The organism is Kribbella sp. NPDC048837 (assembly GCF_055586945.1).
The window spans coordinates 602,754-618,984 of sequence record NZ_JBVJHF010000004.1; the positions used below are offsets into that span (position 1 = coordinate 602,754).

At 68.8% G+C, this 16,231-nt stretch carries 17 protein-coding genes; 4 read left to right on the forward strand and 13 right to left on the reverse strand.

Annotation, left to right across the window (positions count from 1 at the left end):
* The 3 genes from ACZ6O0_RS23055 to ACZ6O0_RS23065 form a co-directional block, all read right to left on the reverse strand.
* Positions 1 to 753: an amino acid ABC transporter ATP-binding protein gene (locus tag ACZ6O0_RS23055; protein WP_465767000.1), complete on the reverse strand. Its 753-nt coding sequence runs from the start codon at positions 751 to 753 to the stop codon at positions 1 to 3.
* A complete protein-coding gene (locus ACZ6O0_RS23060) occupies positions 750 to 1,643 on the reverse strand; it encodes an amino acid ABC transporter permease (RefSeq protein WP_465767001.1) in 894 nt (297 codons plus the stop codon). Before ACZ6O0_RS23060 ends, ACZ6O0_RS23055 begins: the two co-directional genes overlap by 4 nt.
* A 95-nt stretch (positions 1,644 to 1,738) precedes the next feature.
* Positions 1,739 to 1,852, reverse strand: a complete 114-nt coding sequence (locus tag ACZ6O0_RS23065; RefSeq protein ID WP_360364257.1) for a putative leader peptide — start codon at positions 1,850 to 1,852, stop codon at positions 1,739 to 1,741.
* 428 nt (positions 1,853 to 2,280) lie between these two features.
* On the opposite strand from ACZ6O0_RS23065, the gene ACZ6O0_RS23070 reads away from it, so the two are divergent.
* Positions 2,281 to 3,066 (forward strand): M23 family metallopeptidase, encoded by a 786-nt coding sequence (locus ACZ6O0_RS23070; RefSeq protein ID WP_465767002.1) that lies wholly within the window; start codon positions 2,281 to 2,283, stop codon positions 3,064 to 3,066.
* Positions 3,067 to 3,238: 172 nt separating this feature from the next.
* On the opposite strand, the gene ACZ6O0_RS23075 is transcribed toward ACZ6O0_RS23070, so the two are convergent.
* From ACZ6O0_RS23075 to ACZ6O0_RS23085, 3 genes are read right to left on the reverse strand one after another with little or no spacing between them, the layout of a single operon-like run.
* Entirely contained in the window at positions 3,239 to 3,730 is a 492-nt protein-coding gene (locus ACZ6O0_RS23075; RefSeq protein WP_465767003.1) for a GNAT family N-acetyltransferase, read from the reverse strand.
* Positions 3,731 to 3,783: 53 nt separating this feature from the next.
* Positions 3,784 to 4,866 (reverse strand): sensor histidine kinase, encoded by a 1,083-nt coding sequence (locus ACZ6O0_RS23080; RefSeq protein WP_465767004.1) that lies wholly within the window; start codon positions 4,864 to 4,866, stop codon positions 3,784 to 3,786.
* Positions 4,863 to 5,525: a response regulator transcription factor gene (locus ACZ6O0_RS23085; RefSeq protein WP_465767005.1), complete on the reverse strand. Its 663-nt coding sequence runs from the start codon at positions 5,523 to 5,525 to the stop codon at positions 4,863 to 4,865. Before ACZ6O0_RS23085 ends, ACZ6O0_RS23080 begins: the two co-directional genes overlap by 4 nt.
* A gap of 36 nt (positions 5,526 to 5,561) precedes the next feature.
* On the opposite strand from ACZ6O0_RS23085, the gene ACZ6O0_RS23090 reads away from it, so the two are divergent.
* A complete protein-coding gene (locus tag ACZ6O0_RS23090) occupies positions 5,562 to 6,248 on the forward strand; it encodes a M15 family metallopeptidase (protein ID WP_465767006.1) in 687 nt (228 codons plus the stop codon).
* On the opposite strand, the gene ACZ6O0_RS23095 is transcribed toward ACZ6O0_RS23090, so the two are convergent.
* Positions 6,245 to 6,766: a GNAT family N-acetyltransferase gene (locus ACZ6O0_RS23095; RefSeq protein ID WP_465767007.1), complete on the reverse strand. Its 522-nt coding sequence runs from the start codon at positions 6,764 to 6,766 to the stop codon at positions 6,245 to 6,247. The genes ACZ6O0_RS23090 and ACZ6O0_RS23095 overlap by 4 nt on opposite strands.
* Positions 6,767 to 6,805: 39 nt before the next feature.
* On the opposite strand from ACZ6O0_RS23095, the gene ACZ6O0_RS23100 reads away from it, so the two are divergent.
* Complete coding sequence (locus ACZ6O0_RS23100; RefSeq protein WP_465767008.1) at positions 6,806 to 7,369, forward strand: helix-turn-helix domain-containing protein; 564 nt, start codon at positions 6,806 to 6,808, stop codon at positions 7,367 to 7,369.
* Here ACZ6O0_RS23100 and ACZ6O0_RS23105 read toward each other — a convergent pair.
* On the reverse strand, positions 7,336 to 8,865 hold the full coding sequence (locus tag ACZ6O0_RS23105) for an FAD-dependent monooxygenase (protein WP_465767009.1): 1,530 nt from the start codon (positions 8,863 to 8,865) through the stop codon (positions 7,336 to 7,338). The genes ACZ6O0_RS23100 and ACZ6O0_RS23105 overlap by 34 nt on opposite strands.
* A gap of 76 nt (positions 8,866 to 8,941) precedes the next feature.
* Positions 8,942 to 9,550, reverse strand: a complete 609-nt coding sequence (locus ACZ6O0_RS23110) for a TetR/AcrR family transcriptional regulator (RefSeq protein ID WP_465767010.1) — start codon at positions 9,548 to 9,550, stop codon at positions 8,942 to 8,944.
* A gap of 101 nt (positions 9,551 to 9,651) precedes the next feature.
* Between ACZ6O0_RS23110 and ACZ6O0_RS23115 the strand changes: the two genes are divergently transcribed.
* On the forward strand, positions 9,652 to 10,860 hold the full coding sequence (locus ACZ6O0_RS23115) for a TerC family protein (protein WP_465767011.1): 1,209 nt from the start codon (positions 9,652 to 9,654) through the stop codon (positions 10,858 to 10,860).
* A 364-nt stretch (positions 10,861 to 11,224) separates the two neighbouring features.
* Here the strand turns inward: ACZ6O0_RS23115 and ACZ6O0_RS23120 are convergent, their stop codons facing one another.
* From ACZ6O0_RS23120 to ACZ6O0_RS23135, 4 genes are read right to left on the reverse strand one after another with little or no spacing between them, the layout of a single operon-like run.
* A complete protein-coding gene (locus ACZ6O0_RS23120; RefSeq protein WP_465767012.1) occupies positions 11,225 to 12,055 on the reverse strand; it encodes a carbohydrate ABC transporter permease in 831 nt (276 codons plus the stop codon).
* Positions 12,056 to 12,057: 2 nt separating this feature from the next.
* Positions 12,058 to 13,008, reverse strand: a complete 951-nt coding sequence (locus ACZ6O0_RS23125) for a carbohydrate ABC transporter permease (protein WP_465767013.1) — start codon at positions 13,006 to 13,008, stop codon at positions 12,058 to 12,060.
* Positions 13,005 to 14,318 (reverse strand): extracellular solute-binding protein, encoded by a 1,314-nt coding sequence (locus tag ACZ6O0_RS23130; protein ID WP_465767014.1) that lies wholly within the window; start codon positions 14,316 to 14,318, stop codon positions 13,005 to 13,007. Before ACZ6O0_RS23130 ends, ACZ6O0_RS23125 begins: the two co-directional genes overlap by 4 nt.
* On the reverse strand, positions 14,318 to 16,213 hold the full coding sequence (locus ACZ6O0_RS23135; RefSeq protein WP_465767015.1) for a glycoside hydrolase family 127 protein: 1,896 nt from the start codon (positions 16,211 to 16,213) through the stop codon (positions 14,318 to 14,320). Before ACZ6O0_RS23135 ends, ACZ6O0_RS23130 begins: the two co-directional genes overlap by 1 nt.
* Positions 16,214 to 16,231 lie beyond the last annotated feature (18 nt).

The following is a 16,231-nucleotide window of genomic DNA, read 5'->3' on the forward strand; positions in this document are numbered from 1 at the left end:
TCAGAGAACCTTGGAGATGAAGGCGCGAGTGCGCTCGTGGACAGGGTTGTCGAGCACCTCGTGGGGTGGACCCGACTCGACGATCCGGCCGCCGTCGATGAAGACCACCGTGTCGGCGATCTCCCGGGCGAAGCCGATCTCGTGGGTGACGACGACCATCGTGGCGCCGTCGGCGGCGAGCTCCTTGATCACGTCGAGGACCTCGCCGACCAGCTCGGGATCGAGCGCGCTGGTGGGCTCGTCGAACAGCAGTACCTTCGGCCGCAACGCCAGCGCCCGCGCGATCGCGACGCGCTGCTGCTGACCACCGGACAGCTGGCGCGGGTACGCGTCGGCCTTGTCGCCGACGCCGACCCGCTCCAGCAGCTCCCGCGCGACCGGCTCGACCTCACTGCGCTTGCGCCCTTGCGCGGACACCGGCGCCTCGACCACGTTCTGCAATGCGGTCAGATGCCCGAACAGGTTGAAGTTCTGGAAGACGAACCCGACCTGCGACCGCTGCCGCAGGATGTCCCGCTCGCGCAGCTCGTGCAGCTTGTTGCCGCGCCGCCGGTAGCCCATCAGCTCGCCGTCGATCCGGATCAGCCCGCGATCCACCTTCTCCAGATGGTTGATCGACCGCAGCAGGGTCGACTTCCCCGATCCGGACGGTCCGAGGATCACGGTCACCGTGCCGGCCGCCACCTCGAGGTCGACACCCTTCAGGACCTCGAGGTCCCCGAAGCTCTTGTGCACACCCTTGACGTCGATCATCGGGTCGTCCCGCGGGCGAAACGGCGTTCGACGTAGTACTGCACGATCGACAGCAGCGTGGTCAGGACGATGTACCAGACCGTCGCCACCATCAGCAGCGGGACGACCCGGCTGTTGCGGCCGTAGATCACCTGGACCTGGTAGAAGAGCTCCGGGATCGCCATCACCGAGACGATCGAGGTGCCCTTGAACAGGCTGATCACCTCGTTCGCGCCGTTCGGCAGGATCGATCGCATCGCCTGCGGCAGCACGATCCGGAAGAACTGACGGACCTTCGGGATCCCCAGTGCCGAGGCGGCTTCGACCTGGCCGGCGTCGACCGAGATGATGCCGCCGCGGATGATCTCGGCGGCGTACGCGGCCTGGTGCAACGCAAGGCCGAGCACGGCGGCACCGAGCGGGCCGAACAGGTTGTTCGTGCTGAAGTGCACGAACTCCGGGCCGAACGGGATCCCGAGGCTCAGCTCCTGGTACAGGTAGGCGATGTTGAACCAGAACAGCAGCTGCACGATCAACGGGATCGAGCGGAACGCCCAGATGTAGCTCCAGGCAACTACTTGCAGGAACGGGCTGCTGGACAGGCGCATCGACGCCAGCACCGCACCGAGGACGAACCCGAGCACGGTGCCGTAGACGGTCAGCTGCACGGTCACCCACAACGCGGAGAAGATCGTCCGGGTGGCGAAGAACTGGAAGAACGTCGGCCAGTCCCAGCCCGGGTTCGTGACAAGCCCGTGGACGAACATCGCCAGCAGGACAAGGACGATCCCGACCCCGACCCAGCGCCACGGATGGCGCCGGGCGACGACGGGCAGGTCGGCATCGGGCGGTACGGCGTACTGCGGTGGTCCGGAGGTTCCCGGTGCGGACGTGACTGAGGTGGTCGACACAGTGGTTCTCCCTGGCGGTAGGGCAGGCTTCGCGGGCACGGCGCGGCAGACGTCCGGGACCGGACGCCGTCAGACGGTGCGAGAGGGGGCTTCGCTCAGCGCAGACAGAGCGCGCTGGAGACCCGGAGAAGGTCGATGTGGAGGCGGTAGTACGGCGGCTTGCGCGTCATCTCCGTCTCCTCCTTTAGGCCCTGAATCGGCTCGGTCATCTCAGTATGAGCCGGGGTTGAAAGATTAGTAACTTGGTCGACAAAGCTCTCATTATGTGGACGGCTTATACCGGTCCCGGGGGCCTGCCCGGCGGGATTCGCCGGGTGATCCGCGTCACGCCCGGATTCAACTACCCACGGGTTCGATTCACGCCTGAGCGCGCACGCGGCGGCAGGGCGCCTTCACGGTCTGTGTGCGATTTTGTTGATCTGGCCGCCATCGACGTTTGAGCGCCTGTGACCTCCTCGTTATGGTCGATGAGTCGCCGTACCCCCTCAACGGCGGCCGCCCCTCCCTGGAAGGTTTCCCTCCCGTGCCCCCTCACCATGACGTGCCGGCTGCAGAACGGCCGGCACTCCGTTCGGCTGCGCCGCGTCGGGCAGCCAAGCATCGTTCGTCCCGCCGAGGTGCCGGACGCCGCAAGCAGTTGATCGGCCTGACCGCCGCTCTGGCCGCCGCGGCCGGCACCACCGCCGTCGGAGTCACCTCGTCCGCGACCGGACCGTCCGTCGCCAGCAGCACTGGACTGAGCCCCTCACAGGCCAGCGCGCTGACCGCGGCCCGCATCGACCGACGCGACCTCGGCTCCCGCGACGCGTCCCGGATCGACCTCGGCCTGGCGGCGTCCCGCAAGACGCAGGCCGACCAGGTCGCGAAGCAGCGCGCCGCCCAGCTGAACGCGAACGCGACGCTGACCCAGCGCCGGGCCCTGGCCCTGTCCGCGGCGAAGGCGGCCGCCGCCAAGAAGGCCGCCGCCCAGGCCAAGGCGCTCGCCGCGGCGAAGGCGGCCGCGATCGCGAAGGCCAAGGCCGCGCCGAAGATCGTGCTGCCGACCACCGGCTACCACCTGACCGCCCGCTTCAACCAGACCGGCGGCCGCTGGGCTCACAACCACACCGGCCTCGACTTCGCCGCCCCGATGGGTACGCCGGTGCGCTCGGTGATGGCCGGCGAGGTCATCCAGGCCGACTTCGAAGGCGCGTACGGTCGCCAGGTGAAGGTCCGGCACGCCGACGGCACGGTCACGTCGTACAGCCACATGTCCGAGTTCGACGTCTCGGTCGGCGACACCGTCGAGGCCGGCACGAAGGTTGGCGCGATCGGCATGACCGGTAACACCACCGGACCGCACGTCCACTTCGAGGTCCTGCCCGGCGGCGGCTCCCCGATCGACCCGGAGCCCTGGCTCCGCAAGCACGGTCTCAACCCGTAACGAACCCACCCACCGCGGACACGAAGGCGTCGCGCTCATCCATCCACGGGTGATGCGCGGCGCCTTCCAGTACGACGTGATCCGCGGCGCGAAACAGCCCGGCGAACTCCGCGCCCGTCGACCGCGGGAAACCTAGGCCTCCCCTGATGCTGGCAGCGCGCCGGTTTCGTCGCTACAGGGTTTTGGCCATGTCGACGCTGGCTACGTAGGTGCCGTCGATGAGGAACTCGTTGGGGTGGGTGCCTTCGATGGTGTAGCCGTGGCGTTCGTAGAGGCGGCGGGCCGGGGTGTTGGTGCTGTGGACGTGCAGGCTGATCTTGCGAGCGTTGCGGAGTCGGCCCTCGGCGGTGGCGGCGGTCAGGAGGGCGCTGGCGACGCCCCGGCCGCGGGCGGACTCGGCGACGGCCAGGCCGTTGATGGTGAGGACGCCGGCGCCTTCGGGGAACGTGTACTTGTCCTGCAGCCGGAGGTAGCCGACAACCTCGCCGTCGTACTCGGCGACCAAATGTGCCTCCGGGCCGCTGCGGGCGAAGAACGTGTCGCTGAGGGTGTCCTGGTACGACGGGAAGCCCGAGGACGCATCCCATGAGGTCCGCTCGATCTCGAGCAGTACGGCGTCGTCGGACTCGACGGCACGCCGGACGGTCAGGTGAGGGTCGGTCACCCCACCATCCTCACCCGCCGACCAGGCCAGGACCCAACCGGCCAGGTCAGGCCTCAGCCGACGAGGTCCGCCACCGGCAGCCGCACGGTCGCGGTCAGACCGCCGGTCGGGTTGGCGGTCAGCTCGAGGCGGCCGTGGTGGGTCTCGACGATGCGGTCGACGAGCGCGAGCCCCAGCCCGTGCCCAGCGCCGTACCGGTCCTTCGCGAACGGCTCCACGAACGTCCGCACTCGCGCCGGATCCAGCACCGGACCGTCGTTGCGTACGACGAGCAGCCCACCACCGACCGTGATCCCGACCGAGTGACCACCATGCCGGATCCCGTTCTGCACAAGGTTCGTCACCACCTGGTGCAGCAACACTTCGTTGCCCTCGACAACCGACTCTCCGAGGTTGCAGGTCACCTCGACACCCGCGTCGCGAGCCTCCGAGGTCAAGGCCGGCAACGCGGCCCGGACGACACCGGCCAGATCGACCGGGTCCACCTCGACCGATCGGTTGTTCAACGCGGTGAGACTCAGCAACGCCTCGACGATGTCGATCCCGCGCTGGTTGGTCTCGGCCAAACGTTTGACCAGCTCGGGCAGGTCCTGATGCTCCGGATCGGCCGCCGCCACCTCGAGCATCGTCTTCATCACCGCGTGCGGCGTCCGTAACTCGTGCGACGCGTTCGCCGCGAACCGCCGGTACTGCTCGAACGATCGCTGCAACCGGTCCAGCATCGCGTCGAACGTGTCCGACAGGTCGGTGAACTCGTCCCGGATCCCGGTCAGCCCGATCCGGTGATCGAGCGAACCACCCGACGCCCGTTGCGCCGCGGCCGTGATCTCCTGCAACGGCTTCAGCATCCGGCCGGCCAGGTACCAGCCACCGACCAGCCCGACGATCGCGAGGAAGATCAGCGCGTACGCCGACAGCTTCACCACCAGGTCGAGGATGTCACCGCGCGACGGGGGAAGAACCAGCCGCTCGCGCGGATTGGCAGGGGTGAGCGGATAGTTCGGCACGATCCGGAAGACCAGCCAGATGACGCACGCCACCACTCCTCCGGCGACGACCAGCAGCCCGGCGTAGCTCAAGGTCAACCGCAGCCGGACCGTCAGCCGCGGCCGCCAGGAGATCATCGGCTCGCTCACGGCTCCCCGATCCGGTAGCCGACGCCGGGCACGGTGTGGATCACCCACGGATCGCCGAGCCGCTTCCGCAGCGCCGAGATCGTGATCCGCACCGCGTTGCTGAACGGATCCGCGTTCTCGTCCCACGCCTTCTCCAGCAGCGTCTCGGCGCTGATCACACCACCCCCGGCTGCCATCAGCACCTCCAGTACGGCGAACTGCTTCCGCGTGAGCTTCACGTAGTGCCCGAACCGGTACACCTCGCGCCGGTACGGATCCAGCCGCACCCCGGCGTACTCGAGCACGGTGGGTGTCGCCGCGGCCGGCCGCCGTACCAGAGCACGGAGGCGTACGACGAGCTCGCGCAGCTCGAAGGGTTTGGTCAGGTAGTCGTCGGCCCCGAGCTCGAACCCGGTCACCTTGTCGTCGAGATCACCGGCCGCGGTCAGCATCAGCACCCGGCACCCGATGCCCTGCGCAACGATCTGCCCGCAGACCACGTCACCGCTGACGCCCGGCAGATCCCGGTCCAGGACGACGACGTCGTACGCGTTCACCGTGACCGCCTCGAGCGCGGCGTCACCGTCGAAGGCCAGGTCGGCCGCGATCGCCTCCAGCCGCAACCCGGCCTGGATCGCCTCGGCGAGATAGACCTCGTCCTCGACGACCAGCACCCGCATACGACCATTGAACCAGGCCGCACCTATCGAAAACGTATGCCGAAACGCAGACGCTCCGGCAACATCGGCCCGGGTGGACTGGTGGCCATGCTCACCGATGAACTCGTTGCCACCCGCAAGCGCGAACGCCGGCTGACCATCCTGGCCGGCTTCGCGATCATCCTCGCGGTCACAGGACTCACGCTGGCCTCCTGTACGGCGGTGTCCGCGCAGAACGACCCGGCACCGTCGACCGCCGACACCTCCGACACCGGGACCACCGCCGCCGGCAGCCCGTCGAGACCCAAGAACCCCGGCTCCGACGACGGCGTACTGCCCGACCACACCTCCGCCTTCGACACCAGCCTGCCCGGGATCGCGAAGCTCGACCCGGCCCTGCGGACCGCGGTCCAGCAGGCCGAGCAGGCGATGAAGGAGGACGGCGTCAGGATGCAGGTCACCACGGGCTGGCGGAGCAAGAAGTACCAGCAGGAGCTGCTGGACAAGGCGATCCGCAAGTACGGCAGCAAGAAGAAGGCGCTGCAGTACGTCGCCGAGCCGGACGAGTCGCACCACGTCACCGGTCACGCGGTCGACATCGGCCCCACCGACGCCGACGACTGGCTGATCCGCAAGGGCAACCGCTTCGGGCTCTGCCAGACACTCTCCAACGAGATGTGGCACTTCGAGCTCGTCACGACTCCCGGCGGCACCTGCCCGCCGATGACCAACCCGGCGTCCTAGCGGGTCTCCTCCGGCGGATCCGGGAGTACGGCGAGGGGACGCTGGCGCCAGTGCACGTCGTGCCAGGCGTCGAGTTTCCACCCGATGTTGCGGTAGGTCCCGATCTCCTCGAAGCCGAGCGCCTTGTGCAGCCCCACGCTCGCGTCGTTGGGCAGCGTCATCCCGGCGATCGCCGTACGGAAGCCGCGCTCGGTCAGGCGCTCGAACAGGGCCTCGTAGAGCGCACGGCCACCACCGGTCCGGCGGCGGCCGAGCTCCAGGTAGACGCTCACCTCGCAGGACCAGCGGTACGCCGCCCGCGGTTTCATCGGGCCGGCGTACGCGTACCCGACCACGCGACCGTCGTCCTCGAGGACCATCCAGGCATGGGTCTGCTGGGCCCGAGCGATCCGCGCTGCCATCTCCGTGGCGGTCGGCGGCTCGATCTCGAAGGTGATCGCCGTCTCGGTGACATAGGGCGCGTAGATCGCCGCGCAGGCCCCGGCATCGAGCTCCGAGGCGTCTCTGATCTTTGCCATGTCACGATAGTAGCCACAGTTGCCGCTATAGTGGCAAGCATGTTGGATGAGCTGTCCGCCTCACTCGCAGCGACCGTGCAGGCCGCCCGGGTCGCGCAGGACCTGTCCGTGAACGCGCTCGCCGAGCGTTCCGGAGTGTCCCGCGCGATGATCGGCAAGATCGAACGCGGCGAGGCGCAGCCGACCGCCGTACTGCTCGGCCGGCTCTCCGGCGCCCTCGGCATGACGCTGTCCGAGCTGGTCGCCCGCGCCGAGAACACCGGCGAGCTCCTCCGGCGGGCGGACGAGCAGCCGATCTGGACCGACCCGGTCACCGGATACCGGCGGCGGGCCGTCTCACCGGTCACCGACGGCCCGCTCGAGCTGGTCGAGGTCGAGCTGCCACCCGGCGCCTCGGTCTCGTACCCGGCCGACGCCTACATCTTCAAGTACCAGCAACTCTGGATCCTCGACGGGCAACTCCGCTTCCACGAAGGCCCGGTCATCCACGACCTGCGCACCGGCGACTGCCTCCAGCTCGGCCCACCCTCGGACACCACGTTCCACAACCCGGGAACGACCATGTGCCGCTACGTGGTCGCGTTGGTCAAAGGCCGATCCTGAGGTACGCCGAACCACCGGGCCAGCGCCGCCCGCAGGCCCTCCTGCTCCGCGGGACCAGCTAGGTTCGCGGCCCAGGCGACGTACCCGTCCGGCCTGATCAGTACGGCGATCGGCGACTCACCGCTCCCGGTGACGATGTCGACCCGGTCGGTGCGGACCGTGGCGGCGAACGCGCCGTCCGCGGTGAGATCGACGAGGAGTGGACGACCCGTCCGCATCAGCTCGGCCAGCCGGACCGAGCCGATCGTGAGGTCCGGCGCCCAGCGGCCGATCAGCGGATGCGGACCATCGTGATAGCGAATGTCGGCGCCGGAGATCAGGTCCGCGATCCGCTGCACGTTCTGCGGATCGGTCAGCAACTCGCCGAACAGCTCCCGCAGCCTGGTCACATCGTTGCCCGGAGCAATCAGTGCGGACTGCGCCTGCGTCTGCATCACCACCCGCTGACCGACCGGGCGACGCTCCGACTCGTAGGTGTCGAGCAGCCCCTCGGGCGCCCAGCCCTGGAGCTCGGCGGCAAGCTTCCAGCCCAGGTTGACGGCGTCTTGCAGTCCGAGATTCAGCCCGGGCCCGCCCATCGCGGAGTGGACATGTGCGGCGTCTCCGACGAGCAGCACCCGGCCCGCCCGGAACCGGTCGGCCAACCGGCTGTTTCCGCCGGTCAGCCGGCGCAGCAAGAACGGCCCCTCACCTTCGGGCGGAGTCAGCGGCAGATGTACGCCGAGAACGCGATCCACGCTTTCCTGCAGCTCGTCGAAGGTCATCGGGACGTCGGGCGGAACGTCCCACTCGCCGGTGCTGACCACGGGCGGCCGTCCGGGCAGCTGGCCGTACACGAACAGGCCGCGCTCCGTCCGGTGATGCATCAGGCCGGGGATCACGCCGTACCCGGGGATGGACAGGGCGCCGGTGGCGGGGTCGACGTACTCGGGCGGGGCGAACGCGTTCGCCGTACGGGACACCATGGTGTCGTTGGTGACGCCGGGGAAGTCGATGCCGGCGAGTTTGCGGGTGAGGCTGCGGCCGCCGTCCGCGCCGACGAGGTAGCGGGCTCGCAGCTGGTACGGGCCGTCCGGGCCGGCGATCTCGACGGTCACGGAGTCGGCGTCCTGGGTGAACCCGGTCAGCTCGTGGCCGCGGCGTACCTCGGCGCCGAGCTCGAGCGCCCGCTCCTGGAGCACCTCCTCGATCCGCCGTTGCGGCACCGGCAGCAGGTAGACGGGGTTCCGCTCGATCGACGCGAGGTCGAGCGGGAACGCGCCGAACATGTACGCAGGCTGCGGTTGGGGCGGACCCGGCCGGCCGCTGAGGCGCTCGTACAGGCCGCGGCGGTCGAGCATCCGGACGACCTGGCCGACCAGGCCGTTGGCCCGCGGCACCTCGCTGCGCTCGGGCAGCTGCTCCAGCACGATCGGCCGGACTCCGGCCAGCCGCAGTTCACAGGCGAGCATGAGACCGTTCGGTCCGGCTCCGGCGATGACGACATCGGTATCCATGACACGTGTCCTTCCAGCGAAAATGGGCGTGACTGATCACCCCGGCGGCGCCGGGGGCTCTGTTCGGGTGTGGGTTCTAGTGGGGTTCGGGCAGGCCGGCCGCGACCAGGTCGAGGGCCTCCGCGAGCAGCTCCGTCATCGGCCGCGGCGGATCGGCGCGCAGCCACTCCGCCGACGCCGTCGTACGAGCGGCGCCGACGACCTCCGCGACCAGGCGGGGATAGAGCCCGTGGGTCCCGGTCCGGTCCGCGATCGCGGCGGCGAACTCCTCACCGGCCGCCGCGTACGCCCGCGCCATCTCGCCCTGCAACGACGGCTCGGTCACCATCAGCCGGATCCCGGCCAGCCACTTCTCGTCCGGCGGTAGCTCACTGCCGTGGCCCTCCGCGCCGAGCGCGAACTGCGACTCGATCGACACCCTGATCGCGGTCCACAACGGCTCGTCGGCCGGCCGCGCGCGCAGTTCGGCGGCGATCCGTAGGCTGCGGTCGACCTCCCGGGCGGCGATCGCCTCGGCCTTGCTGCTGAAGTAGTTCCGGAACGTGCGCAGCGAGACGCCGGCCTCGGCCGCGATGTCCTCGATCCGCACGTTCGCCAGCCCGCGCTCGACGGTCAGCCGGACCGCCGCCCAGCTCAGCGCGATCCGCGTCTCCTGCTTCTTCCGCTCCCGCAACCCGTCGGCCATGTTCACGACGGTAGCAAACTTTGCCCTTTAGGCAAAGATGCCTTTTAGGCAATTTTTGGATCCGGCGACAGCCGGCGGTCCGTCATGGTTGGGTTGGGCCCATGGCCGTGTCCCCCCTGGTGTGGATCCTGACGCTGCTCGGCATCGTCGCGCTGTTGCTGTTCGACTACTTCTTCCATGTCCGGTCCGCGCACGTCCCGACGCTGCGGGAGGCCGCGATCTGGTCCACGGTGTACGTGGGCATCGCCGTACTGTTCGGCCTCGGCACGCTTGTCCTCGGCGGGACGGCGATGGGCTCGGAGTACTTCGCCGGCTACATCACCGAGAAGGCGCTGTCGGTCGACAACCTGTTCGTGTTCCTGATCATCATGACCAGCTTCCGGGTGCCGCGGGAGAACCAGCAGAAGGTGCTGCTCGTCGGCATCGTGGTCTCGCTGATCGCCCGGGCCGGGTTCATCTTCGTCGGCTCGGCGCTGCTGAACTCGTTCGCCTGGGTGTTCTACCTGTTCGGGATCGCGCTGCTGCTGACCGCCGGCAACATGCTCAAACCGGAGACCGAGGAGTCCCACTCGGCGCAGAACATCGTGGTCCGGCTGAGCCGGCGGCTGTTCCGCACCAGCGAGGAGTACGACGGCGACCGGCTCACGACCACGGTCGACGGGCGCCGGATGATGACGCCGATGCTGCTGGTGATGCTCGCGATCGGCGGCACCGACCTGATGTTCGCGCTGGACTCGATCCCGGCCATCTTCGGCCTGACCCAGAACGTCTTCATCGTGTTCACCGCGACCGCGTTCAGCCTGCTCGGCCTGCGCCAGCTGTACTTCCTGCTCGACGGCCTGCTCGACCGGCTGATCTACCTGTCCTTCGGGCTGGCCGCGATCCTGATGTTCATCGGCGCCAAACTGATCCTGCACGCCCTGCACGAGAACAACCTGCCGTTCGTCAACGGCGGCGAGCACGTCGAGGTGGTCGAGATCAGCACCGGCCTGTCCCTGGTCGTCATCCTCGTCGTCCTGCTGATCACGATCTTCGCGTCCCTGTTCAGTACGCGCGGCCGCACCCAGACCGCGATGGCCCACATCCGCCGCGACGCCACCGCCTACCTCGACGCCGAGTACACCGAGGACCAGGGCGAACGCGAACGCATCTTCCAACGCCTCCTCCGAGCCCGCGACCACATCATCGAGCTGGGCCCCGAGGCCCGCCAGCAGGTGAAGAACGAAACCGAACTCATGGCCCTCTGCCGCCAGGTAGCCGAAGCCCACGCCGCCGCCCACCCCGAACACGAAGTCCGCCCCAGCCTGTAACAACTGTGGTCCACCCCACGCGCCGACTACGCCCGCTCCTACGTCGCGTGCTACGCGCCGCTCCCACCCACCCGACGCAACCTGCGTGCTCCCGCACGCCTTTGCGGGGCTGCCGCCCGCGGTCGACCCCACGGTGGTCCCGGTGGGGCGTGGTCACCTGAGCTGGTGTGGCTGCCGGTATGCACCGCGCCTGACGGGTCACAGCCGTTCGAGTGACCACGGTCGCCCCGACCACGCTGTAGTCGGGGGCGGGCGGCAGCCCGCAAACGCGGGCGTTAGCACGCAAGGAAGCGTCGGGTGGGCGGGGCGGCCGCGTAGCGCGCGACGGAGGAGCGGGCGTAGTCGGCTGCGGGGGACAAACTCCCTATCCTTTGACGGCTCCTGAGGCGAGGCCGGTTACGTAGAAGCGTTGGAGGCCTACGTAGAGGACTACGCAGGGGATCATGGCGATGACCGAGCCGGCGACGAGGGAGCCGAAGTTGACTTCGCCGTAGGCGCCGGCTTGGACGTTTACCAGGGCTACGGGGAGGGTGTAGAGCTCGTCCTTGGTGAGGAACGTGAGGGCTCCCAGGAACTCTGTCCAGGCAGCCAGGAAGGCGTAGAGGGCCACGGTGGCTGCGCCGGGAGTGACCAGCGGGCGGAGGACCGAGCCGATCATGCGGAGGGTGCCGCAGCCGTCGACGTGGGCGGAGTCCTCGAGTTCGACGGGGACCGAGGCGAAGGAGTTTCGCATCACGAAGACGCCGAAGGGCAGGTTGACCGTGGTGTAGAAGAGGACCAGCCCGAACAGGCTGTCGGTCAGCCGGAGGGTGTTCATCTCCAGGTACAGCGGGGTCAGGATCGCCTGGAACGGGATCATCATCGACACCACCACGAGCGCGAACAGCAGCGGCGCACTCTTGAACCGGAACCGCGCGAACCCGTAGCCCGCGAACGTTGCGAGGACGGCGGTCAGTGCCGCAGTACTCAGGGCAACGACCAGGCTGTTGCCAACGGCCCGGATCAGGTTGCCCGGTCCCTCGATCAGGGTCCGGAAGTTGTCCCAGGTCAGGTGGAAAAAGGTCGCCCCGTTCGGCGCCGCCACGATCACGTCGTTCGGCTGGATCGACCGGAAGAGGGCCCACAGCAACGGTACGGCGAAGACGAGGAAGGCGCCGCCACCGCCGACGACGTACAGCGTGTTCTTGAGTCTCATCGTCAGTCCCTCTCCCGGAGCAGCCAGAACTGGGCCGCGGTGACGAGCCCGACCACGACGACCAGGACGATCGACAGCGCGGTCGCGGCACCGAGCTGCAGCTGGACGAAGGCTCGGTTGTAGATGTACTGCACGACCGTGGTGGTGTCCGTGCCCGGACCGCCGCGGGTCAGGATGTAGAACTGGGTGAACGCGAGCAGCGAGCCGATCACCGAGATGATCACCGCCATCGCGATCGTGCGCCGCAGGATCGGGATCGTGATCTCCCGCTCCTGTTTCCACCAGCCGGCGCCGTCCAGGTCGGCCGACTCGTAGTACTCCCGCGGGATCGCCTGCATGCCGGCCATCAGCAGCATCATGGTCAGCCCGCTGACCGCCCAGACCACCAGCACGCAGATCAGTCCGGTCGCGAGCGGCCCGCTCACCAGCCAGGCCGTCGAACCGTCGGTGATGCCGAGTTTGCGCAGGATGATGTTGATCGCGCCGCTGTCGGGCTGGGCCTCCAGCACCGTGACGAAGCTGAGCGTGGAGAGGCCGACGACGAACGGCAGGAAGAAGACCGTGCGCAACAACGTCGAGCCGCGCCGCTTGCGTCGTACCAGGACGGCCAAGGCATAGCCGAGCACCAGGATCGGCCCGGTCACGATGACCGTGTAGAGGAGCGTGTAGAGCACCGACTTCGCGAACGCGGCGTCCGAGACGATCGCGCCGTAGTTCTTCAGCCCGCTGAACTTGACCGTCCCGATCAACGGCCAGTTGGTCAGCGAGATCACCAGGGCGAAGGCCAACGGCACCAGCACGAAGACCGCGACGAACAGGACGGCGGGAGTCACCAGCAGCAGCCCGGTCCGAGACGGGTGGGTGAGTGATCCTTGACCGATCCGGCGGCCGGCCGCGGCCGCCTTCCGGGAGCCGGAGTCCAACCGGCGAGCACCTCTGACCGCCGTGCTCATGCCTGTCCCTGCCTCAGGATGCGGTCGTAATTGTTCTGGGCTTCCTTCATCGCGGCCTCCAGCTCGCCGTCGAACACGGCCCGGCGGAACATCTGCAGCCACGGCCCGTCCGGCTGGTTGTAGAGCAGGTTGTACGACAGCGTGGTCGGCGCGTAGCCCTCTGAGATGCGCTCGAGCGGCAGCGTCGCCAGCGGGAACTTCTTCGCGAACTCCGGGGTCCGCGCGTCCGACCGGACCGGCGTGTAGCCACCCGCCGGCAGATCGATCTGCTGCGGCAGGTCCAGCGCGAACCGGACGAATTCCCAAGCACCAGAGGCGTTCCGGGCGCCACGCGGGATGCACATGTTGTCGCCTCCGTCGAAGAACGCGGCGCCACCGTCCGGCCCGGACAGCAGCCGGGGGGCGACCTTCTGGTGGAACTTGTCGTCGGAGGCCGACACCACCACGCTGTAGTTCGACGGGAAGATGCCGATCTTGCCGGCCCGGAAGTCGTTCCCCCAGCGGGACGCGTCGTCGGAGAAGTTTGCCCGTGGCACCAATCCGTCGACCCACAGCTGCCGGTGCAGCTCGAGCATCCGCCGGACCACGTCGTTCCCGACGATGCGGCCGGACTGCTCGCCGATCGTGCCCTGGATCAGATCGGTGTCGGCCGCCCAGACCATCGGCTGCACGACGAACCCGAGCGCGCCGGGGCTGTTCGCCGGGAAGCTCCACGCGTAGATGTCGTCGCCGAGCTTGCGCAGCTTCCGGGCTGCGGCGATCAGGTTGTCGAACGACGTGATCGCCTCGTCCGGGTCGACGTCGGCCCGGTCGCACAGCTCGGTGTTGAACCAGAACATCGAGTTGTCCGCGAGGTACGGAACGCCGTACACCCGCTCGTCCTTCGTCGCCAGCCGGAGGTGGCCGGGGCTGAGTTTGTCCCGGAAGTCCAAGGCCTTCAGCGGCTCGGTCAGGTCGGTGAACGCGTCGCGGTAGATGAACAGCATCGAGTTGATGTCGTCGATGTCGACCAGATCCGGCACACTCCGGCCGCGGATCGCGGTCGCCAGCTTGGTCACGTACTGCGCGTCCAGGACCGGCGTCAGCTCGACGGTGAGCCGGTCCTGGGACGCGTTGAACTTCTTCACCAGATCGGTCAGGCCGGTCTGCGTCGCCGACCGGCACCACACCTGCACGGTGCCGGTCGCGGCCTGCCCGAACCCGGCCGCCTGGACGTCGGGTTCGGGCAGGACCGAGCTGCAGCCCGGTACGGCGCCGGCCGCGATCGCCGCGGCCGACGCACCGAGGAACTTCCGTCGGGTGAGCATCATCAGGCCCTGGGCAGCCAGACGCGCATGGCACCGATCTCACGGTTCGCCCAGGCGTAGTACGGCACCGCGACCACGTCGACCTCGTCACCGGTTCCGTCCTTGGCGGACGGGGCGAACGGCCAGCCGTCGCGGTGGCCGGTCCCGACCCGCCCGCGTGTCCGCAGTACCGTCACACCGTCCAGCAGCTCGCCGTCGTGCAGCGCCGCAACTGGCGCCTCCGGCAACAAATGGAGGTCGTCGACGTTCGCCTGCTGGTCAGCCTGCTCAACCGCGTAGACCAATGGCCCACGCTCCAGCGCGACACAGCCGCGCACGGCATCGACGCGAGGGTCGGCGCCCACGACTCGCGTTGCCATCGGCAACTGCAGGTCGACGGTGTCGCCGGGCGACCAGGCCTGCTCGATCCGCGCGTAGCCACCGGCGGTGACCGGGTTTCCGTTGAGGGTCGCGCCCTCGGCCCAGGCGGGGATCCGCAGGTCGAGCGCCCACGGCTCCTCGGTTGTCCGCCGGACGGTGATCCGGACCGCTCCCTCCCAGGGGTAGTCGGTCTCGATCTCCAGCTCCGCGCTTCCACTTGTCACGACGCCGGCGGCGTACTGATGGAGCTGGATGCCTTCATCGCTCGTGGTGGCGAGGTAGCCGTCGAGGCTGGCGAGAGTGCGCATGATGTTGGGCGGGCAGCAAGCGCAGTCGAACCACCCGCGCCGGCCGTGCGCCGGAGTACGCCAGGTGTCGGCGTGCGCGCCACCGCGCAGCTGCAACGGGTTGACGTAGAAGTACTCGGTGCCCGTGAGTGAGACGCCGGCGAGGAAGCCGTTGTACAGCATCCTCTCGATGGCATCGGCGTAGAACGCGTCACCGGTGGCGAGGAGCATCCGCCAGGCCCACTGGATCCCACCGATCGCCGCACAGGTCTCGGCGTACGCGCGGTCCGTCGGCAGCTCGTACTCGTCGCCGAACGCCTCGCCCTCCCAACGCCCGCCGAGCCCGCCGGTGAGGTAGGTCTTCGTCGACCACATGTGCTCGAACTGCGTCTTCAGCGCATCGAGCAGCCCGGTGTCGGCGGTCTCCAGCGCGACATCGGTGGCGCCGGCCGCCAGGTACACGGCCCGGACCGCGTGGCCTTCCACAGTGGTCGCCTCACGGACCGGGACCCGGTCGGAGAAGTATGTCGGATCGTGCCCGTGGTTCTTGATGATGCCGTGGCCGCGGGCGTCGACGAACCACTTGGCCAGGTCGAGGTAGGCCGTCGTACCGGTTTCTCGATACAGCTCGACCAGAGCCATCTCGATCACCGGGTGACCGTCGACGTCGACGGTCTGGCCCGCGCCGTCGCCGAAGGTGGCGACGAGGTGGTCGGCGAGCTTGATCGCGACGTCGAGGAGCTCGCGGTCGCCGGTGCAGCGGACCTGGGCGACGGCCGCCTGCATGAGGTGGCCGGCGCAGTAGTGCTCGTGACTCCAGACGAGATGCTTGTACCGGCCTTCGTCGCCGTCGCGGAGCTGGACGACCGAGTCGAGGTAGCCGTCCTCGCGCTGCGCCGCGGCGACGATCGCGGTGAGCTCGCGCTGGCGCTTGAGCAGGTCCTCGTTCGGATTGCGCCCGTACTCCCAGGCGGCGGCCTCGAGCCACTTGTAGACGTCGGAGTCCGCGAACACCGGGCCGATCGCCTCGCCCTCGCCGATGCCGGCGGCGAGTCGCAGGTTGTGCAGGTTGCCGGCCGACTCCAGCTGGTCCTGGCCGGTCGGGATCGCGCCTTCGCCGTTGCGGGTCTGGCGCGGCGCCCAGAAGCCGCCGGTGATCCGCGCGCGGTCGAGGCCGACGGGTTGCCAGCGGCCCTTGCTGCTGGCTGCGGGACTGCGGGAGGTGGTGACTGCGTCCGGGGAAGCACTCATAGGGGAAGCTCCTGAGGG